This window comes from Pseudomonas sp. 2848 (assembly GCF_003253945.1).
Taxonomy (GTDB): domain Bacteria; phylum Pseudomonadota; class Gammaproteobacteria; order Pseudomonadales; family Pseudomonadaceae; genus Aquipseudomonas.
In genome coordinates this window covers 103,502-123,469 of record NZ_QKZD01000008.1, presented here as the reverse complement: position 1 = coordinate 123,469, position 19,968 = coordinate 103,502, and the positions used below count along the sequence as shown (strand labels likewise).

23 protein-coding genes are annotated in these 19,968 nt (G+C 58.5%); 10 read left to right on the top strand and 13 right to left on the bottom strand.

Features of this window, described 5'->3' with window-relative positions; translation table 11 throughout:
* Window positions 1-55 precede the first annotated feature (55 nt).
* Window positions 56-1,423, top strand: a complete 1,368-nt coding sequence (locus tag DFS21_RS17330) for a TolC family outer membrane protein (RefSeq protein ID WP_111532718.1) — start codon at window positions 56-58, stop codon at window positions 1,421-1,423.
* Window positions 1,424-1,529: 106 nt separating this feature from the next.
* On the opposite strand, the gene DFS21_RS17325 is transcribed toward DFS21_RS17330, so the two are convergent.
* The 3 genes from DFS21_RS17325 to DFS21_RS17315 all read right to left on the bottom strand — a co-directional run bounded on the left by DFS21_RS17325 (window position 1,530) and on the right by DFS21_RS17315 (window position 3,332).
* Window positions 1,530-1,769 (bottom strand): DUF3077 domain-containing protein, encoded by a 240-nt coding sequence (locus DFS21_RS17325; protein ID WP_028692826.1) that lies wholly within the window; start codon window positions 1,767-1,769, stop codon window positions 1,530-1,532.
* The gene (locus DFS21_RS17320; RefSeq protein WP_110704541.1) at window positions 1,766-2,005 is read right to left on the bottom strand and encodes a hypothetical protein; all 240 of its coding nucleotides are present in this window, start codon (window positions 2,003-2,005) and stop codon (window positions 1,766-1,768) included. Before DFS21_RS17320 ends, DFS21_RS17325 begins: the two co-directional genes overlap by 4 nt.
* Window positions 2,006-2,435: 430 nt before the next feature.
* Window positions 2,436-3,332, bottom strand: coding sequence for a LysR family transcriptional regulator (locus tag DFS21_RS17315; protein ID WP_046856506.1), 897 nt, complete (start codon window positions 3,330-3,332; stop codon window positions 2,436-2,438).
* Between the two features lie 584 nt (window positions 3,333-3,916).
* Here DFS21_RS17315 and DFS21_RS17310 point away from each other — a divergent pair.
* The 8 genes from DFS21_RS17310 (at window position 3,917) to DFS21_RS17275 (ending at window position 12,289) form a co-directional block, all read left to right on the top strand.
* Complete coding sequence (locus DFS21_RS17310; protein WP_110704543.1) at window positions 3,917-5,104, top strand: hydroxymethylglutaryl-CoA synthase; 1,188 nt, start codon at window positions 3,917-3,919, stop codon at window positions 5,102-5,104.
* 5 nt (window positions 5,105-5,109) lie between these two features.
* Window positions 5,110-5,892: an enoyl-CoA hydratase-related protein gene (locus tag DFS21_RS17305; RefSeq protein ID WP_046856508.1), complete on the top strand. Its 783-nt coding sequence runs from the start codon at window positions 5,110-5,112 to the stop codon at window positions 5,890-5,892.
* An 80-nt stretch (window positions 5,893-5,972) separates the two neighbouring features.
* A complete protein-coding gene (gene asnB, locus DFS21_RS17300; protein ID WP_111532717.1) occupies window positions 5,973-7,916 on the top strand; it encodes an asparagine synthase (glutamine-hydrolyzing) in 1,944 nt (647 codons plus the stop codon).
* Window positions 7,913-9,037 carry an NAD(P)/FAD-dependent oxidoreductase gene (locus tag DFS21_RS17295; RefSeq protein ID WP_028692822.1) on the top strand — a complete coding sequence of 375 codons (1,125 nt, stop codon included), beginning with the start codon at window positions 7,913-7,915 and terminating at the stop codon, window positions 9,035-9,037. The genes asnB and DFS21_RS17295 overlap by 4 nt, the downstream gene beginning before the upstream one ends.
* A gap of 10 nt (window positions 9,038-9,047) precedes the next feature.
* Window positions 9,048-10,124, top strand: coding sequence for an acyl-CoA dehydrogenase family protein (locus tag DFS21_RS17290; RefSeq protein ID WP_111532716.1), 1,077 nt, complete (start codon window positions 9,048-9,050; stop codon window positions 10,122-10,124).
* An 11-nt stretch (window positions 10,125-10,135) separates the two neighbouring features.
* Window positions 10,136-10,573, top strand: coding sequence for a PaaI family thioesterase (locus DFS21_RS17285; protein WP_028692820.1), 438 nt, complete (start codon window positions 10,136-10,138; stop codon window positions 10,571-10,573).
* A gap of 206 nt (window positions 10,574-10,779) precedes the next feature.
* Window positions 10,780-11,427, top strand: coding sequence for an FMN-dependent NADH-azoreductase (locus DFS21_RS17280; protein WP_023629104.1), 648 nt, complete (start codon window positions 10,780-10,782; stop codon window positions 11,425-11,427).
* A 1-nt stretch (window position 11,428) separates the two neighbouring features.
* Window positions 11,429-12,289 (top strand): glutathione S-transferase C-terminal domain-containing protein, encoded by an 861-nt coding sequence (locus DFS21_RS17275; protein WP_046856513.1) that lies wholly within the window; start codon window positions 11,429-11,431, stop codon window positions 12,287-12,289.
* Window positions 12,290-12,408: 119 nt separating this feature from the next.
* On the opposite strand, the gene DFS21_RS17270 is transcribed toward DFS21_RS17275, so the two are convergent.
* Complete coding sequence (locus DFS21_RS17270) at window positions 12,409-12,801, bottom strand: DUF2846 domain-containing protein (protein WP_031314530.1); 393 nt, start codon at window positions 12,799-12,801, stop codon at window positions 12,409-12,411.
* Between the two features lie 221 nt (window positions 12,802-13,022).
* Window positions 13,023-13,526 carry a hypothetical protein gene (locus tag DFS21_RS17265; RefSeq protein ID WP_111532715.1) on the bottom strand — a complete coding sequence of 168 codons (504 nt, stop codon included), beginning with the start codon at window positions 13,524-13,526 and terminating at the stop codon, window positions 13,023-13,025.
* A 406-nt stretch (window positions 13,527-13,932) separates the two neighbouring features.
* On the opposite strand from DFS21_RS17265, the gene nfi reads away from it, so the two are divergent.
* Complete coding sequence (gene nfi / locus DFS21_RS17260) at window positions 13,933-14,646, top strand: deoxyribonuclease V (protein ID WP_111532714.1); 714 nt, start codon at window positions 13,933-13,935, stop codon at window positions 14,644-14,646.
* On the opposite strand, the gene DFS21_RS17255 is transcribed toward nfi, so the two are convergent.
* The 8 genes from DFS21_RS17255 to DFS21_RS17220 form a co-directional block, all read right to left on the bottom strand.
* Window positions 14,615-15,481: a hypothetical protein gene (locus DFS21_RS17255; protein ID WP_111532713.1), complete on the bottom strand. Its 867-nt coding sequence runs from the start codon at window positions 15,479-15,481 to the stop codon at window positions 14,615-14,617. The two genes, nfi and DFS21_RS17255, sit on opposite strands and share 32 nt — an antisense overlap.
* Before the next feature lie 228 nt (window positions 15,482-15,709).
* Complete coding sequence (locus DFS21_RS17250) at window positions 15,710-16,087, bottom strand: hypothetical protein (protein WP_256591412.1); 378 nt, start codon at window positions 16,085-16,087, stop codon at window positions 15,710-15,712.
* A gap of 366 nt (window positions 16,088-16,453) precedes the next feature.
* Window positions 16,454-16,813 (bottom strand): hypothetical protein, encoded by a 360-nt coding sequence (locus DFS21_RS17245; protein WP_146603150.1) that lies wholly within the window; start codon window positions 16,811-16,813, stop codon window positions 16,454-16,456.
* Window positions 16,814-17,125: 312 nt separating this feature from the next.
* On the bottom strand, window positions 17,126-17,461 hold the full coding sequence (locus DFS21_RS26510) for a hypothetical protein (protein ID WP_146603149.1): 336 nt from the start codon (window positions 17,459-17,461) through the stop codon (window positions 17,126-17,128).
* On the bottom strand, window positions 17,458-17,967 hold the full coding sequence (locus DFS21_RS26820; protein WP_218281292.1) for a hypothetical protein: 510 nt from the start codon (window positions 17,965-17,967) through the stop codon (window positions 17,458-17,460). The genes DFS21_RS26510 and DFS21_RS26820 overlap by 4 nt, the downstream gene beginning before the upstream one ends.
* Window positions 17,968-18,132: 165 nt before the next feature.
* Window positions 18,133-18,654 carry a DUF2247 family protein gene (locus DFS21_RS17230; RefSeq protein ID WP_111532710.1) on the bottom strand — a complete coding sequence of 174 codons (522 nt, stop codon included), beginning with the start codon at window positions 18,652-18,654 and terminating at the stop codon, window positions 18,133-18,135.
* A 168-nt stretch (window positions 18,655-18,822) separates the two neighbouring features.
* Complete coding sequence (locus DFS21_RS26505; RefSeq protein WP_146603148.1) at window positions 18,823-19,137, bottom strand: hypothetical protein; 315 nt, start codon at window positions 19,135-19,137, stop codon at window positions 18,823-18,825.
* Window positions 19,138-19,442: 305 nt separating this feature from the next.
* Window positions 19,443-19,841 carry a hypothetical protein gene (locus DFS21_RS17220; RefSeq protein ID WP_111532709.1) on the bottom strand — a complete coding sequence of 133 codons (399 nt, stop codon included), beginning with the start codon at window positions 19,839-19,841 and terminating at the stop codon, window positions 19,443-19,445.
* Window positions 19,842-19,968 lie beyond the last annotated feature (127 nt).

Genomic DNA, 19,968 nt, shown 5'->3' with positions numbered 1-19,968 from the left:
GGCAGCCGTGATCGGCTGCCCCTGGGAGCGGCCGGCCCGGATAAAGAGAAACGACATGCTACGTAAGACCCTTCTGCCCCTGCTGTTCCTGGCGCCCCTGGCCCAGGCCGTTGCCGCCGAGCGTGCGACGCTGATGTCGGTGTACGCCCAGGTGGTCGAGCACAACAGCGACATGGCCGCCGCCCGCGAGAACTACCTGGCCCGCCGCGAGGCCGTGCCCCTGGCCCGCGCCCGCCTGCTGCCGCAGGTGGCCCTGGATGCCGAGGCCGGCGACGTGCGCAGCGACCGCCACCGGGTCGAACAGCGCAGTGGCAGCCTGTACCGCCTGAGCCTCGACCAGCCGCTGTTCGACCTCAGCCGCTGGTTCGACTTCAAGGCCGCGCAATCCGAGAACGAACAGGCCGAACTGGACTTCTCGGCGTTCCAGCAGCAACTGATCCTCGACACCGCCAGCCGCTACTTCGACACCCTGCTGGCCGAGGACAACCTGGCCACCGCCAAGGCCGAGCTGCGCGCCTTCGACCGCCAGTTGCAGCAGACCCGGCTGAGCTACGACGCCGGCCTGTCCGACCAGAACGACATGCTCTCGGCCCAGGCCAGCTTCGACCGCGCCAGCGCCAACCTGATCGACAGCCAGCGCCGCAGCGAAGACGCCTACCAGGCGCTGATGCGCCTGACCGGGCAGGCGCAACCGGCATTGGCCGGGATCCGCCACAGCCTGCCGGTGCAAGCGCCAGTGCCCGCGCGCGCCGAGGCCTGGGTCGAACAGGCCATGGCGCAGAACCTGCGCCTGCGCGCCAGCCAGGCCGCCGTCAGCCAGGCCGGCCAGACCCTGCGCAGCAGCAAGGCCGATCACCTGCCGACCTTCAACCTGAGCATGGGCTACGCCGAGGGCGACAGCGACCTGATGGATTCCAGCGCGCACTTCGGCCAGCGCTCCGGCAACCAGCGCGACAGCTCGGTGATGGTGCAGATGAAGCTGCCGCTGTTCAGCGGCGGCGGCACCAGCGCGCGGGTACGCCAGGCCACCCATGAGCTGGCACGCACCGAGTACGGCCGCACCAGCCTCGAACGCGAGGTGCTGGAAGGGTCGCGCAACGCCTTCCGCGCGGTGGTCAGCGATGTCGAGCAGGTGCGCGCGCGGCGCCAGAGCATCATCTCCAGCCAGGGCTCGTTGCGGGCCACCGAGGCGGGGTATGAGGTGGGCAGCCGCAACATCGTCGATATCCTAGATGCCCAGCGCGACCTGTACAATGCGGTGCGTGACTACAACGTCTCGCGCTATGCGTACATCGTCGACAGCCTGCGGCTCAAGCAGCAGGCCGGCAGCCTGAGCCCGGAAGACCTGCGCGAATTGGCGGGGTACCTGAAGCTGGATTACGAGCCGGAGCGGGATTTCCTGCCGAGTGATCTGCGCGGGTAAGGTATTGGCAACACCGGCCCTATCGCGGGGCAAGCCCGCTCCCACGCCTGAATGCGTTGTTTGCAAGGGCGTGGGAGCGGGCTTGCCCCGCGATAGGGCCATCGGATCAACAGCGGCGGTTCATACCAAGCTCCATGTCATCGATCAACGCCTTGGCCATGGCGCTCAACATGCGCGCTGCGCTGCCCGCCATCAGGTCGCCTTCCATCTCGGCCTCGCAGGTGAGGTGGCGAATGCAGCCAAGCAGCACCGACAACTCGCTGAAGGCATCCGCGAAGGGAATGCCCGGCTCGACCTTGAACAGGTCCATGCAGCGAGTCCGGCCTGCGGTACGTGCGTTGGTCATGGCTGCACCTCTGGCTTGTGTTCGAGCAAGGCACAGGCCAGCTGGCCGAGGTAGTCGCTGGCGGCGAACAGACGGTCCTGGGCTTCGCCAGGGTCGGTCTTGAAGTAGATATCGAGGACATCGGAAATAGCCGTGGCCACTTCGACGGCGGCGGTCATGGCTTCTTCGCGGGTGAGGGTCGGGCGGATTGCGATGAAGGGGGCTAGACGCGGTGGGTCTGGGACGATCTTTTTCATAGTCAACACTCCTGCGCGGTTCAAGAATGCTGCCCTCCGGCGCCTTTCTCACGGGACAAAGGGTGGCAGCCGTGCACGGGGTGAGAAACCGAGGCGCAAGAGAAACTCGGCCAGACCGAAGTCTGCCCGGGCACGGCTGCCATAACTGGATTGCCGATAATTTACGCCTCGGGTTCTCACGCCCGGTCACCTGGTGTGGCGACCCCGTGAAGTTATCCGTGGAGTATTTCCCCGACAACGCAGCAGCTTCCGGCAAGCGCGTAGGATAGTTCCCAAGCTTTGCTGGCTGAAGCATTTGGTTTCAGGTTCGGAAAGATCCGACAGTCTTCGAAATGGCTGGGGGCTATTGCGCAGGGAGCAAAGTTCCAGCGTGGGAGCGGGCTTGTGCCGCGAAAGGGCTGCGCGGCAGCCCCAGCTACCGCCCCGAAAATCACCCCGGCCGATACTCCCGGCACCGCTCCCGCAGTATCTGCGCCAGCAACCGCACTTCAGGACTGTGCCGATATTCCTCGGGATACCCCATATACATCGGCACCTCCCGCTCCCGCTGATGCTGCAGGTTGACCCGCACCAACCGCCCTTGCGCCAACCCCTGCTGCACCCGATGCTCCGGCAGCCAGGCAAAGCCCATCCCCCGCTCGACGAAGCTCTCGGCCGCCGCCAGGCTGCTCACCGTCCAGCGCTGCGAGGTCCCCAGCCAGCCGCTGTTCTGCGAATTGCGCGTGCCGGAATCGCGGATCACCACCTGCCGGTGGTTCTTCATGTCGTCCAGGCTCAACTCGCCCTGCGCCTCGCTGAGCGGGTGGCTGGCCCCCACCACGCAGATCAACGAGACATTCAGCAAGAACTCCTGCAGATACCCCGAGGGCAGGCTGCTGGCGATGCCCAGCTCGACCTTGCCGTCCTCGAGCAACTCGCGAGCCCCGGACAACGCCGTCTCGTACAGGCGGATACGGTGATCCTTGTACTCCAGGGCAAACTCCTGCAATGCCTGCTGCAGCAATTCGATGGGGAACAGCACATCCACCGCCAGCGCCTGCTCGGTGAACAACCCGGGCTGGTACTGGTTGGCCAGGTGCTCGAGCTTCTGCGCCGCGCCCAGCAGGTGCTTGGCCTGGGGCAATAGCGCCTTGCCCAGCGAGGTGAGCACGGCCTTGCGCCCTTCGATGATGAACAGCTCCTGGCCCAGGAGCATTTCCATGCGGTTGACCGAATGGCTGATCGCCGACTGCGACTTGTACATGTGCTCGCCGGCCTGCTGGAAACCGCCGCACTCGACCGTGCAGACGAACGCGCGCCACTGATCGAGACTGATCTTGGAAAACACCACTACCTCCTTGTGTGCCCGGAAACCGGGCGACGAATCCTTTGTCCTGCGGCGTTGTACCACAGCTGCCGCCAACACATGAAGACCGTGCCGCGATGCGCGCACTTTTTGTCACTATTCGCCCAGGCACGCTTCGTGCGACAACAACGTCCCGCACAGTGCCCGGCACTAATGGATGAATAATGGACAAGGAAGTCCCGACCATGCAGATATGCACAAGCGATACGGCATAAATATATAGCCGAAACAACAGGTCAATCAGGCGACAACACCGCCATAAAATTTTCATATTAAAACAATTGAAAATTTTAATTGCCCTATTGTTCGACAATCTGTTCATCACCCCTTTGCATAAGCCGCGTGGAATCACGGGGCGCACGCCTGCGCGCGATAAATAAAATGCAAACTTTCCGCACCCGGAAAACCATGAACAGGCGTCATCAATCCCATCTGAATTATTCGCTTTTTTTGGCAAAAGCTTCAGCCGCAATAATTAAATGGCCAGCAGGGACTGGCACCGGAACAACAAGACCGGTTGTGTATTTTGGGATTTTTTCAACAGTGAAAAATAATTGGGCATACACATGAAAATCGGCATTGATGATATTGGGCTGTCTGTACCGCAACACTTTTTCGCACTGGAAGAACTTGCCGAACGGCACGGTATCGACCCGCAGAAGTACCTGGTCGGCATCGGCCAGGAGTTCATGGCCGTGCCGGCCCCGGACGAAGACATCGTGACCCTGGCGGCCAACGCCGCCCTGCCGCTGCTCGATGACGCCACCCGCGCCTCGATCGCCACGGTGATCCTCGCCACCGAGAGCGGCATCGACCAGTCCAAGGCCGCCGGCCTGTTCGTCCACAGCCTGCTCGGCCTGCGCGCCGACTGCCGCGTGGTGGAGTTCAAGCAGGCCTGCTACGGCGCCACCGCCGGCTTGCAGATGGCCCGTGCGCTGGTCGCCCAGCGCCCCCACGAGAAGGTGCTGGTAATCGCCACCGACATCGCCCGCTACGAGCAGAACTCCGAGGGCGAATGCACCCAGGGCGCCGGCGCCGTGGCCATGATCGTGGCCGAGAACCCGCGCCTGCTGGAGCTGCACCCGCACCAGGGCCGCTACAGCCTGGACGTCTCGGACTTCTGGCGGCCGAACCTGCGCAGCACCGCGCTGGTCGATGGCAAGCTGTCGATCGAGGTCTACCTGGAGTCGCTGCGCAACGCCTGGCAGAGCTACCGCGCCGACGGCGGCCTGGGCCTGGAAGACATGAGCTTCCTGTGCTTCCACCAGCCGTTCACCAAGATGGCGAAGAAGGCCTTCTCGGTGTTCGAGGCGATCGAACCCGAAGCAGCCAAGGCCCTGGGCGAGCAGGCCTACGCCACCAGCCAGCTGTACGGCAAGGCCATCGGCAACTGCTACACCGCCTCGCTGTACATCGCCCTGCTGTCGCTGCTGGACAACAGCGACGAGGACCTGACCGGGCGCAACATCGGCCTGTTCAGCTACGGTTCGGGCAGCGTCGGAGAATTCTTCAGCGCCACCGTGGTGCCGGGCTACCAGGCCCATTCGCGGCGCAAGGCGCATGCGCGCATGCTGGCCAGCCGCACCCGCCTGGGCCATGAGCAGTACAGCGCCTGGTTCTACGGCGACAACCACCCGGCCGTGGCCGACTACAGCACGCCGTACGTCACCGGCGGCGCCTTCCGCTACGGCGGTTGCGAGGGCTATCGCCGTCAGTACGAGAGCACCGCCCTGTCCCTGAAGATGGCGAGCTGACGACCATGAGCGACGTGCTGCTGAGCTGGCCGCAACCTGCGGTCGCCTGCCTGACCCTGAACCGTCCGCACGCCGGCAACGCCCTCGACGAGGCCCTGCTCGGGGCCTTGCACGAGCAGTTGCAGGCCCTCGCCGAGCACCCCGGGCTGCGCGCCCTGGTGCTCGACGGCGCCGGCGAGCACCTGTGCACCGGGGCGGACCTGGAGTGGATGCGCCGCAGCCGCGAGTTCGACCATGCGCGCAACCTGGAGGACGCCAGCCTGCTGGCCAACGTCCTGCAGCGCCTGGACGACTTCCCGGTGCCGGTGCTGATGCTGGCCCGCGGCGCGGTGTTCGGCGGGGCCCTGGGCCTGCTGTGCTGCGCCGACCATGTGCTGGCCGCCGAGGATGCGCGGTTCTGCTTCAGCGAGGCGCGCCTGGGCCTGGCCCCGGCCTTGATCAGCCCCTACGTGGTGCGCGCCATGGGCGTGCGCCAGGCACGGCGCTACATGCTCTCGGCCGAGGTGTTCGGCACCGAGGACGCGCTGCGCCTGCAGCTGGTCCACCGCCTGGTGCCCGCCGCCGAGCTGGAGCAGGCCCGTGACCGCTGGCTGGCCACCCTGCTGCAGACCGGCCCCCAGGCCAGTCGCGAGATCAAGCAGATGCTGGCGCGCCTGGCAGGCCGCGACCACCTGCTCGATGAGCAGGGTTGCAACCTGCAGCTGATCGCCCGCCTGCGCACCTCCAGCGAGGGCCAGCACGGTCTTGCCGCCTTCTTCGAACGCAGCCGCCCCGACTGGGCGCAATGAACCCTGGGTGCGCGGACCACGAAGCCCGCGCCGTTCCGGCGTCGCCAACGACGCCCGACCTATGAGAAAAGGATTTTGCCATGTGTGGTTTCATCGGTGTCTACCAGTCCAAACGCAACAGCATCAGCGACCAGTCGATCCTCGACGCCCTGGCCGCCATCAACCACCGCGGCCCGGACGAGCACAGCCTGTGGCGTGACCCGGGCGAGCGCGCCGTGCTTGGCCATACCCGCCTGAGCATCATCGGCCTGGACAACGGCATGCAGCCGATCGTCGCCGACGAAGGCGACCTGGCGGTGATCGTCAACGGCGAGTTCTACGACCACGAGCGCATCCGCGCCGAGCTGCAGGCCGAAGGCGCGATCTTCAAGACCGCCTCGGACAGCGAGATCGCCCTGCACCTGTACCGCCGCTCCGGCATGGCCGGGCTCAAGGAGCTGCGCGGCGAGTTCGCCATGGTCCTGTTCGACCGCCGTCGCCGCCTGATGCTGGCGGTGCGCGACCGCCTGGGCATCAAGCCGCTGTTCTACACCCAGCATGAAGGCAACTGGTACTTCGCCTCCGAGATCAAGGCCCTGCTGGCCGCCGGCGTCAACCCGACCTGGGACGAGAACGCCTACGCCAGCCGCGCCTTCTACCTGCGCGACCACACCCTGTTCGAAGGCGTGCGCAGCGTGCAGCCGGGCTGCTGGGTGATGGTCGACCACGGCGGCCTGCACAGCGGCCGTTACTGGGACATGGAATTCGCCCGCCGCGACACCCCGGCGCCGAGCGACGAGGCCGGCATGATCGAGGCCGTGCGTGCCTCCATCGAAGAAGCCGTGCGCCTGCGCCTGCGCGCCGACGTACCGATGGGCGTGTACCTGAGCGGTGGCATCGACTCCTCGGCGATGCTGGGCATGGCCACCGCCCTCAAGGGCGAGCCGCTGGACGCCTTCAACCTGTCGTTCACCGACATGGACGACTACGACGAGAACCGTTTCGCGCGCATGGCCGCCGAGCACAACGGCGCGCGCTTCCACACCATCGAGATCACCCAGGACGACTTGGCCGACAACTTCGAGCAGGCGGTGTGGCACAACGAGACGCCGTTCTTCAACGCCCACGGCGTGGCCAAGTACATCCTCAGCAAGGAAGTGCGCAAGGCCGGCCTGAAGGTGGTGCTGACCGGCGAAGGCGCCGACGAAGTGTTCGCCGGCTACCCGCACTTCCGCCGCGACATGTTGCTGTACAACAACGAACAACAAGACCCGAAAGTCATCGACCTGCTGCGCCAGCGCATCCAGGCCAACGAACAGGGCTACACCAACGCGCACATGCCCCACGACATCCACTGGATGGTCGACCAGCTCAAGCACGGTGTGTCGTGGCTGGACAACCAGGCCGGCTGGTTCAAGGCCCTGGAGAGCCTGTACCGCGGCGACTTCCGCGACCACTTCACCGGTGTCGACCCGTACCGCCAGTTCTTCGACCGCCTCGACCACGGCAAGCTCGCCGACCGCGACCCGGTGCACAACTCCATGTACCTGTGGGCCAAGTCGTACCTGCCGAACTTCGTCCTCACCACTCTGGGCGACCGCATGGAAATGGCCAACAGCATCGAAGGCCGCGTGCCGCTGCTCGACCACCACGTGGTCGAACTGGCCTGCCAACTGCCGGTGTGGATGAAGGTGCGCGGCGCCACCGAGAAGTACGTGTTCCGCGAAGCCATGCGCCCTTACCTGCCCAAGGCCCTGTACGAGCGCAAGAAGCACTACTTCCGCGCCCCGCCGGCCACCCTGCAGCAGCAAGGCCGCCTGTGGCAACTGGTGCAGGACACCCTGCACAGCCGTGACCTGGACGCGTTGCCGTTCTTCGACGCGGCCAAGGTCCGCACCCTGCTCAAGCAGCTGCCGACCCTCAGCGCCCAGGAACAGGGCCTGCTCGACCCGATGCTGATGGAGCTGACCAGCCTGTGCCTGCTGCAACGCCGCTACCGCATGAGCGGCCAGAGCTGGAACACCTTGAACGAGGTGGCCGCATGAAGATCGCGATCATCGGCGCCGGCCTCAATGGCCTGGCCTGCGCCCTGATTCTCAAGCGCTTCGGCCTCGAGGCCACGGTGTACGAGCGGGCCAATGGCCCGCGCGACTCGGGCACCGGTATCTACGTCTGGCCCCAGGGCGTGCAGGTGCTGCGCTTCCTGTTCAACGACACCGGGTTCATCGGCCGCGGCAAGGCCATCGAGTTCCTCGACACCCATGGCCGCGACGGTCGCCTGATCCACAGCCAGCCGGTGCGCCCGGACGGCCTGGGGATCCCGGCGCCGGCGGTGATGTTCCCGCGTCCCGAGCTGTTCGGCCTGCTGCGCGAACGCCTGGCACCCGGGCAGATCCGCTACCAGATGGGCTGCGAGAAGGTGGAGAAGGTCGGTGAACAGGCACGGGTCACCTTCAGCAATGGCGAACAGGAAGACTTCGACCTGGTGATCGGCAGCGACGGCGTCGGTTCCACCGTGCGCCAATGCCTGGAGCCGGGCCTGACACCCTACGACACCGGCCTGGTGGCCAGCCGCGGCATGGTCGAGTTCGACTCGCCGCTGCTGCTGCCCGACCGTTGCCAGATCTTCGCCTCGGAGTTCTCGCGAGTGGTCACCTACCCGCTGGCGGCCGACCGTCCGTACCGCTACTGGTTCGCCGCCTACCAGCACCGCAACCAGCCGCTGCTCGACCGCGACGGCCTGGTGCGGCTGTTCGCCGACCTGCCGCCGGATGTGGTGCGGATGATGGAAGCCACCGAGCACGAGCAGATCCTCACCCACAAGATGATGGCGCTGACCGGCGCCGGCTGCTGGCAGAACGGCCGCGTGGTGATGCTCGGCGACAGCATCCACGCCATGCTGCCGACCCTCGGCTACGGCCTGACCCTGGGCCTGGAGAACGCCTTCATGCTCGCCCAGGCCCTGGTCGGCTGCTGCGACGAGCGCCTCGACAGTGCCCTGCAGCGCTACGAGATCCGCGCCGCCGAGCGTTCGCGGGTGATGCTGGAAGTGATGCGCGACATGACCGACCTGTACTACTTCGAGGAAGACAGCGCCATGACCTCGTCGCGGATCCGGCCGATCGTCGAGCGCTTCCACGACCTGGCCCTGACCACGGTGTTCTGAGGAGGCCGCCATGACTGACGCATACCGCCAGCGCCTGCAAGCCTTTGTCCAGGCGCAGATCACGCCGAACATCGATGCCTGGGAACAGCTCGGCGCCTACCCCGCCACGCTCAACCGCGAGGCCGGCGCCGCCGGCCTGCTGGGCCTGGGACACGACCATCGGCAATTGCCCGACGACCCACGGGCGGTGGCCGTGCTCATCGAGGAACTGACCCGCAGCGGCGCCCAGGGCATCACCATGGGCCTGGGCTCGCATTTCGTCAGCCTCAAGGCAGTGCAGGCCACCGGCCACCCGATCGTCCACGACCTGGTGCCGGCGGTGCTCGACGGCCGCCAGAGCATCGCCCTGGCGATCACCGAGCGCCAGGCCGGCTCCGACCTGCGTGCCCTGGAGTGCCGCGCCGCGCGCCAGGCCGACGGCTACCGGTTGAACGGGCACAAGGCGTTCATCTGCAACGCCACCCGCGCCGACTGGCTGCTGATGGTCGGCCACTGCGAGGACGGCCTGGCGCTGTTCCTGGTGGAGGGTTCGGCCGCCGGTATCCGCCATACGCCGCGCCGCGCCCTGGGCTGGCGCTGCCTGCCGCTGGCCGACCTGGAGCTGGAGAACGTGCCGGCCATCCGCCTGACCGAGAAAGGTGGCGTGGGCCGCCTGCTGCAGGCCAGCCTGCAGCAGGAGCGGCTGAACCTGGCGGTGATGGCCATCACCAGTGCCGACATGGCCCTGCAGGCCGCCATCGACTGGTGCAAGAGCCGCCAGGTCGGCGGCAAGCCACTGTTCGACAAGTCGGTGATCCGCCAGCGCCTGGCCGAGCACTACGCGCAGCTGACGGTCAGCCGCCAGTTCGTCGACACCTGCGTGGCCCGCCAGGCCGAAGGCACCCTGGACGCGCACCAGGTCGCCATCGCCAAGAACAGCGCCGTGCAGACCTTGGAAACCCTGGCCCGCGACGCCGTGCAGTTGCATGGCGCCCACGGCTGCGTCGAGCCCTCGCTGGTCGAACGCATCCACCGCGACGCCCGTCTGCTGGCCATCGGCGGCGGCACCCACGAAATCATGCTGGAAATCATTGCCCGGCACTTGTGAAGGATCACACCATGAGCACCATCAGCGACCACGCCGCCGCGCACTCGCGCGCACTGCTCGAACACGCCTACCAGCGCTACTGCGGGCTGGAAATGCTGGAACAGTCCCCCGGCCAGTGCACCTGCCGGCTGACCGTCACCGATGCCATCGACAACCTCAGCCAGACCCTGCACGGCGGGGTGATCTACTCGATGCTCGACGTCACCAGCATGCTCGCCACCCTGCCCTTGCTGGGGCCGGACGAGTACGCCCTGACCAACAGTTTCAACACCCTGCTGCTGTCGGCCACGCCGCGCGACACCGAGGTGTTGTTCCACGCCAAGGTGATCCGCGACGGTCGTAACCTGATGTTCACCCAGGCCGAGGCCTGGCGGGTCAACGCCGACGGCAGCCAGACCCGCATCGCCAGCGCGCAGTTGAGCAAGTTCAGGCTCAAGCGGGAGTGGTAACGGCGTAATCGCACATCACCTTCATCGCGGGGCAAGCCCACTTTCACACCTACTGTGAGAGCGGGCTTGCCCCGCGCTCGTTTCAACGCAAAGCCCCTGCCGATACATGACAACCTTAAGGGTAAAACCCTGATTATCTGCGCTTTTCACTCCCGCCCGATTGCTCAAGACTGCATGCCACACACATCACAGAAAGGATTCGCGCAATGAATCACAAGGTCCTGGTCATCCGCTCCTCGATCAAGTCCGATGGCGGCTTCTCCGGCCAACTGGTGGACAACTTCCTCAAGCAGCTCAAAGAGGTCAACCCCGAAGCTTCGGTGGCGGTGCGCGACCTGCACGCCCAGCCCATTCCGCACCTCAATGCGGTGACCATGGACGCCCTGTTCGGCGGCGACGCCAGCAGCATCGAGGCGGCTGCGGCGCTGAAGCTGTCCAACGAGCTGATCGAAGAAATCCAGGAAGCCGACCGCGTGGTGATCGGCCTGCCGCGCTACAACTTCGGCGCACCGTCGATCCTGCACACCTGGGTCGACTACATCGTGCGCGGCGGCGTCACCTTCACCTATGTCGACGGCGCCCCGGTCGGGCTGCTCGACGACAAGCCGGTGCACGTGCTCAACGCCAGCGGCGGCGTCTACAGCCAGGGCACCGACACCCTGGCCGGCTGGCTGTCGCAGACCCTGGGCTTCGTCGGCCTGAACAGCGTCGAATTCATCTACGCCGAAGGCCTGGGCATGGGCGAAGAGAGCCTGGCCGCGGGCCTGGCCGCCGCCAACCTGAAGATCCAGCACAGCATCGCCGCCCTCGGCGAGCGCCCATGCCCAAGCCTGGCCACCGCAGTAGGGAGGTAAGATGACCCGCAGCCAAGACAACCCGTCGGTCCAGGAGCTGTTCCTCAGCGAACTGGTGGCCGAGCCCAACCGCTACCACCTGTACATCTCCCACGCCTGCCCGTTCTCGCACCGGGTGCACCTGGTGCAGAGCCTGCTGGGCCTGGAAGACGCGCTGGACGTGACCTCGGTGGCGGCGCGCCGCCACGACCAGGGCTGGGAGTTCGACGAGCACGACCAGGACCCGCTGCACAAGGACGTGACCCTGCTGTCGAGCCTGTACGAGCGTTCGCGCCCGGGCTTTGCCGGCAACCAGTCGGTGCCGGTGCTCTGGGACCGCCAGCAGAACCGCATCGTGCACAACGATTCGGCGGAGCTGGCGCTGCAGATGGCCACCCGCCTGCTGCCCCTGGCCAAGACCCCGATCGACCTGGTGCCCGACCGCTCCAGCTGCGACATCGTCGAGCTCAACCAGTGGCTGCACACCAACATCAACCGCATGGTCTACCACATGGGCTTCGCCCCGGACCAGGCGAGCTACGACGAGGCCTACAAACAGTTCTTCGCGGCCATGGACACCCTCGAGCACCGGCTGCGCAAGCAGCCGTACCTGGTGGGCGGCAAGCTGAGCCTGTCGGACCTGTTCCTGCTGCCCACGCTGATCCGCTACGAGGCGGTGTACTACGTGCACTTCAAGGCCAACCACAAGACCCTGGCCGAGTACCCGGCGCTGTATCAGTACCTGGTGCGCCTGACGCAGATCCCGGCGATCTACCGCACCATCGACATGGCGCATATCAAGCTGCATTACTACTACTCGCACAACCACATCAACCCGACGCGGATCGTGCCGCAGGGGCCGGCGTTGAGTTGGTTGAACTGAGTAGTTGGCGTTGCTGGGAGCGCGCTCCTTCTTTCGCCTTTTTCCACGGCATGAACAACAAGGGCGACCCGAGGGTCGCCCTTGTTGTTCATGCCGATCACCACACGGATCGGCAGCGCTTACTTGCTCTCTTTGGCGATGGTGCCCAGCGCCGCGTCCTTGACCAGGTAGCGGCCTTCGAGGTCGCTCAGCACCTTGAGGCTGTTACGCGCCATGACCACACCGATCTCGACTTCCTGCTTGAGGTAGATGACCTCGCCGGCCTTCGCATTCACGGTCATGTCGGCCCAGTTCTCGGCTTTGGAACTGATCACGTGAGTGCCCGGTGTCACGTAGAAATAGATGTACTGGTTGCCGCGGTTGTAGCCCATTTCCGAATCGGCTTCCTTGTCATCGAGGAAGACGTTGAAACGCACCATCATCCCGGCATTGCTGGGGCGGACCACATAGACCAAAGCCTTGTCGGCCACCGCAGCCTTGGGCAACGCGTAGTTGGCGACTTCCGCCTGCATCTTGTCTGCCGAAGGGGTGGAGGCGCAGCCGTACAACAGGGCGACGGAGAGAACGGCGGCAGCTTTGAACAGGGTCTTGATCACAGGGGGCTTCCTTGCGTACGAAAAGGGTAGTCATTTACGGTGGGTGGGCCGAGCGAGGCGATATTAATTTGACATCATCTTGACGTCAATCTGCAGTCTCAGGACGTGGAGCAAAGATTGTATTCGTGGCAGGGGCACTATCCAGAGGTCATCGACATGGAGACGGTCGCACGCATTTCATGGAACGTGACCACCGGGCCATACTCCTGATCAGAGTTAATAGCCTCTACGTGGAAGCTTCTATCAGGAAATTGCGCCTTCAATACCATTCGCCAGGACATGGCCAGCACATTGGACAGTTGCTCGAAAACCACCTCGTCCACCGCAGATCCACACCCTGAAAACACATCGTACAGATGGGTGTGATTCAGCATCCTCTCGACACCGGCTTTATCGCCTGAAAAATGATCAAGCCACACACGAAATGCGGGCTCGTCAAATTTCATTTCCAGTATCACCGAATCCTCGAACACGACGAAATCCGGGAACAGCCATTTGCAAAAAATCAAACTGTCCTCTGGGCTGACGACATCTTCAATATAGGAAAACAGGTCGACAGACGCTGGTTCCTGCCAGCCGGCTCGCCAAGCCGCAAACCTTTTAAGCCCTGTCAATTTCGCGAAGGATTTGATTATTTTCATGTTCGTGCGCCAATGTGGAAAGTGCGGTGAAAAATGGAATAAGCCCACGTCTACGCCTTTTCCTCGATACTGCCAGCAGTATATAACCATCTATATTCCGCATGATCCGAATAGGCATCTAGGGGTGTCGTGGCGGCTCCGAAAAAGCATCAATCAGAAAATGGGGACCAATCAGAAAATGGGGACAGATTTATTTTTCTTGACCTGCATGATTACCTGACCCCTGCGACCCCATAGGGACTAAAATTAGAGTAGAAAAACTAGATCCGCCCAACGTTTAGCCCCTTTCATGCTTTTCATGCCCAAGATCAATAGTAAATCAGCTGGTCATTTGCCTCTTACATGGCATAATCTTACGAATCGTTTACGACAACCTCACCCGCTTGATTGAGCGAGAACAGTCCACATGCAGCCAGTCATACAACACCCTTGGGATATAACCCCTAGCGAGGCTATCGATCTACAGATACGACTATCTGAACTTGTAGTCAAGCAAGATCAGCTTGGACCTATCTCTAGTATCGCAGGCATTGATGTCGCCTACCACAAAGAAAACGATACACTCATTGCCTCTATTGTTGTGGTTGACGCAGAAAACCTGGAAATCATCGAAGAGCATGCATGGTCGGATACGACTTCGTTCCCCTATGTGCCTGGTCTTTTTTCGTTTAGAGAGCTGCCTTCTATCGTAAAGCTCTTATCAACTATAACCCACCGACCTGACTTGATCATCTGCGACGGGCAAGGTATAGCTCACCCTCGTCGGTTTGGCTTGGCATCGCATTTGGGGGTACTTTATGACATACCCACTATTGGATGCGGAAAAAGTCGCTTCATTGGTGAGTACGCACCTCCCCTTGATGAAAGGGGATGCCAATCAGGCCTGTTCGACGGCGACGAACTAATCGGGACCACGCTTAGGACTCAAAAAAATGTAAAACCCGTGTTCGTTTCAATCGGCCACCGAATCTCCCTTGAAACAGCCTGCCACTGGGTACTGAACGCCACACGCCACTATCGATTACCAGAAACAACTCGACTTGCAGACCGATATGGAAGGCAGTTCTACGAACAGAACAAACCGCCCATCAAGTCCCCAAACCTACCATTCGATTATTGAAGTAAACATCACATTCCGTGTGAAGCGCCTTGAACTCCGCACACCACTTGCGCCAAAAATCACGCTTCCCCTCATCTTCGGCGACTTTCAGCTCTTTCAGTTGGTCAAGGGTTCTCAAGCGGGCCAAAGTCTCAGGCGAATCGGAGATACGATCCACACACAACTCCTTTACATAGCTTAAATTTTCACTATTTAACAAGTACTTAATAGCTGACTCATCAACACCATCCCCACTTAGCGATAACCGAGAACCGCATATAAGCTCCGAAAGCTCCTTCTTTTCTCTCAACACAGGGAATCTTATGGAGTTACTAACCGTCGACACCTTCCCGAAATAATCTCCCATTAACGTTAAACGCTGCAATCTACTCATTGAAAAGCCCAAAGACATCATGAAGGCATCACGCTTATACAGCATTACATTTATTAAATCGCCGTTCTCATACCACTCATATTGTTGTATGACATCCTCACCCACCTCAAGGGAACGAAGCTGTCCCCCTGAATAATACGTAACCTCCGCAATAACCCAGCCATACTCAAACAGCTGTTCACTGACACAAACCTCACCGGCAAACTCATAAGCAAACCCATTATAGACTTCACCCCCCAGAAAAAATTGTTCACCTGTGTAATCACGTTCAAATTCAATTCCGCCGCACTCTCCCTCCAAAATAAATTCGCTGCGATAATCACCTATGTAACAGCCATTGTCGTACAAGCCACCCCACATGAGATCTCCGTCCACAAACTCCAATGCCGCCCCAGAGTATGGGGCACCTCGAAAGACCCATGTACCCGCCTCTTCTGTCAACGCCGCTATCTTTATAATCATAAATATTCCCTCCCAGTGATTAGATCCACATCCTCTTACTTAGAAAAAAGAGGACAGATTTATTTTCCCCACTCTAATCTCGGCCTACCTACGTGACAGCTAGATCCCTTCGCTGCCAGATCTGGAATTAGAGTAGGAAAAATAAATCCGTCCCCTTTTCCGCCTCTTTTCCGCCTCTCAAGAAACGAATTTATATTAGCAAAATAGACCTGCAAACCTATAACTAATTCAGCGCGAAACTTCTTCAATCCTACCAAATGCATCTATGTAAGCTGCCTTCAACGCAAGACTAACAGCATTTAATGTCTCGGATTTCAGATAGGCCAAATCCCGACCAACCAACTCCTGGCCTGCCATTTTTATTTTTACACGCGACTGCCCCGTATATTTGGTCGTTCCAACATACACCGAGAGCCTGGCCTCGCACGCATAATACTCAGGACTTCCCCAAGTCTTGACGAAAATCCGGTCAATCTCGACTCTGGTTTTTATGCTCGCATCTGCATCAGACCCGATAGACCGTTTGGTAAACTCAGACCAATCGGTGACTGGGACGTTAGCAAAACCCTCATACAAACCCGTTTTGTAGTTGGCTGCATGCCACACCACCTTACTACTCTCGGAACAGTGAGTGCAGCGCTCGTCGCCGGATACAATGGTTATCGTTGAGTGAGTAATTTTGCTTTTGATTGAAGATAGCTCTGCGTCTGTAGTGTAGGCGGCGAAATGCAGTTGATTGGTTACGCAGCCAGACAAAGCAAAAAAACAAAACCAACATTACATTGAACTTCACTACCACCTATCCTTTTCTTGCAATAACTCAAATAACCAATGGAAAATTGACAAACTTAATTTCCCACTTAAATTCCACCTACCATTAATTGCTGCTCGCCCCTTCGTCCTCATCGACACCGGAATCAAAGTGGAAAAACGGTCCTTCCCGAATAGCACATGCATTTTTATTGCGCCAAACTAAACCAATCCAAACTTATCCAAGCAGTCTATGACCTCACTGGCATCTACCAACATCACCAACCCATCTTCATTCAATTGAGAAAATCCTTCAGCCTGCAAACAGGAATATACTTCCACGAATTCAGAGGAGACATCCTGAGTAAAGGGATCCTCCGTTATAAATTTCAACCCAGCCCTGACGGGAATTATAAATAATGATACATAGGCAGCCAAGGACACGCCCTCAGCCTTAGACTGCAAATAGTGATCCATCTCGTCATAGGCATAACCAAGAGCCTGATACAATGTGAGGCCTCGCTCACTAATACCTCGTTTAAATACCATTTCCATCTCGGAGCGTATTTCTAAATAATTCACAATCACCTCAGGAATAAATCTCGAAGAAGGCAAGAGAAAAAGGAGAAAAACAGGGGACAGATCTGAATGGCACTTACGTAGCAGTCAACCCTTTGATCTGTAAGAAAAAAAATGAAGAAGGGTTGGCCTTAAAAAAGGGACAGATTTATTTTCCCTGCTCTAATCTCGCCCTACCTACATGAAGGCTAGATCCGTTCGCCGCCAGGAATCGAAATTAGAGTAGGAAAAATAAATCTGTCCCCTTTTCCGTCCTTTCCCCGTCCCCTTTTCCCCTATTCAGATCCGTTTCCCTTTATCCTTACCCCTCTTCTTTCATGATGGTGCAACATAGTCTTCAGGTATACTTGGCCACTCAGCCTCAAGTAACAAATACTCGGCATCTTCGGCAATATTATCAAAAAAACCACACAAACTCATGGCATGACCTCGAATATGAATAAGCGCGGACTGAGTGGCCAAAGCGTCCCCACGACTCGACGCCAGCCTGCTTATATCTTGAGTTAGTTGAGCTATGCGTTTTGCGAACAGCATAGAAAGATCCTCACCATAACTAACCTTTAGCTCCTTCAGGTTAAGCTCCGGTAATTTTTCCCGAGCAATTCCAGCGAATAACGCCCTAACCGCATCGACACCAGAAAAATCATTCATTTTGGCAGCTTCCTCTTTTGCTTAAGAGCAACCTTTGTTTTCGCCTCATTAATCGAACCATCGAGACTCAGAACAAACTTAGCCTTGTGGCGACTATCAAAAACCTCAATATGATTCATGTAACTCCCATCCAAATAAAACTTATCACCTCTGTCAATATTCTCACCAATACTTACATTGGCCACATAAACGCTCTGACCATCATAAATTTGTTTGGTTTTCGTAGAGCCATCATAGACCTTCGCGCCAAACCCAGGCAACTTGAAGAACTCCCCCATATTGCCAACACTGCCTGCATTGGGTACATATTTAACATCACACGGCCCAGTATTATGGACCCAAGTTTTAAGTTGACCTACATAGAAGGTGTGCCCAACATCAACCGTGAGGTTAAACGTCTCGCCCACCACCTTGTGCAGTTCCACCGAAGAAACACGGCTCGACGTGTTGTTTCCAGTCCCGTCAGCCAAGGACTGTAGCAAGTCTCCGGCTTTCAACTCACCCATCGACACAAAATCATGCCTGGCCGGTACGTAGGGCGGAAGAAAAAAGGGGACAGATTTATTTCCCCCACCCTAATCTCGGCCTACCTACATGACAGCTAGCTCCCTTCGCTGCCAGGAACCGAAATTAGAGTAGGAAAAATAAATCTATCTCATTTTTACTCATTTTTACTTCAAATTAGACAATTGATCTTTCACCCACCGCTCATGCTCATCTACAACGTATTTATAGTTCGATGACGAATGGTACGCATCTTCCGGTAAAGCTTCCATACCTGAAACCATGGACAATGGTGCGTCAGCAGGCCATTCCCAACTTGACCAAAATTCAGACAATTTTATCAACCCATATACTGGATCAGAGTCTATATTTAACAACAACTCCTCCAACGCAACCGCTTGCCAAACCTTTCTGGATCGGAGCATATCCGACTTTCGGAGTGTACAGATTCTTTCCAATTGCGCACACAATTCAGATGCCGGCAGTTCACTATCACAAGCCAAACTGACAATTAAATCATATGCCGGACTGTCCTCAGCAATTCTTTGAAGCTCTTTATTTGCAAACTTCTCCACATATAATGCCGGCAAACTTCCTATAAGACCAGGAACACCCAAGACGCCCTGAAGTATCACACCCCAGTCAGTCAGTTCATATTTGGAGATTCGTTCATATACCACTTCAATCATGGTTTCACCGGTATACCATTAACAGCACCATTCGGCACAAAAATTCGATGCGTCACACCGCCTAGCTTTGGGTCTACCGAAAAAGGGGACAGATTTATTTTCCCTACTGCCAGGAGCTGGAATTAGAGTAGGAAAAATAAATCTGTCCCCTTTCCTCTTGCTTTCCTCTTAACTACTTAAATCCCTAAACGGATCAAACAAAACACTTTCTCCAAGCACCCTTGCCTCTAAAGCAAGATCGTCCAAAGAACAAAAAAATCCATCCATTCCACTCGTTGCTCTTGACATATTTTTCAACTCAAGCCGCAACCGATCCAACTGCCCTCCAGAGTACAACCCATAATCATCAAGACACAGTTCCGAGAGCAATGGATAATTTTTAGAATCCGCATTTATGAGCATTGGAATGGCATCTTTAGGAATTTCAATTACCTTCAGCACTCCATCCAACCCCGCAGCGGCCCTTTCCTTACTCCACAACATAGCACAGTACATTCAGAATGTTTTCCCTGGAAAAGCGTTCACAAGATTACCTTTATGATCAGTAATCACTGTCATAGTACTCGTTGGCTTACCTCCAGTTTTTGCGTCTACGCCAATCACCCTATTCATATCGACTAAGAAAAGGGTAAGAAAAGGGGGACAGATTTATTTTCTCGATTTATTTTCTCTACTCTAATTTCGGCCTACCTACATGATGGCTAGATCCCTTCGCCGCCAAGAACCGAAATTAGAGCAAGCAACTTAAATCTGCCCCCTTTTTGTCGCGCTTTTCTAGCCCTACATAGTTAACCTACAAAAAGATACTGCCCACCATCTTGGTCAAGCAAATGCCCGCCCAGGCACATTTCATTTAACAGCAGCGAAACTTGACTCTCACCCATGCACTCTCCAGATGACTCGAAGAACTGAAGCAGCCGCCAATCATCGATTATCCTGGGATCATCAAAACACTTATGAACATCCACGACCCAGCACGACTGATACGCTTTTTTTTCAAAACGCAAACCTGAACCATGCCTAATAAATCGCCATTTATCGCCACCAACAAAAACCTCACCAGCCTTAGGAAAGTCGAGAAGCCATGTAAAGTCTTTTACGTCGGGGTGTGTCCGCATGAACTCAAGCACCAACTGACACTGAAGCTCTACAAAACGAAAAACACTATCCTTATTTATTTGCCCCATGGATTAGTACCTCACTCGAGCTTCAGCAGCTTCTAAAAAAGGGGATAGATTTATTTTTCCTAATCTAATCTCGGCCTACCTACATGATGGCTAGACCTCTTCGCCGCCAGGAACCAACGTTAAAGTA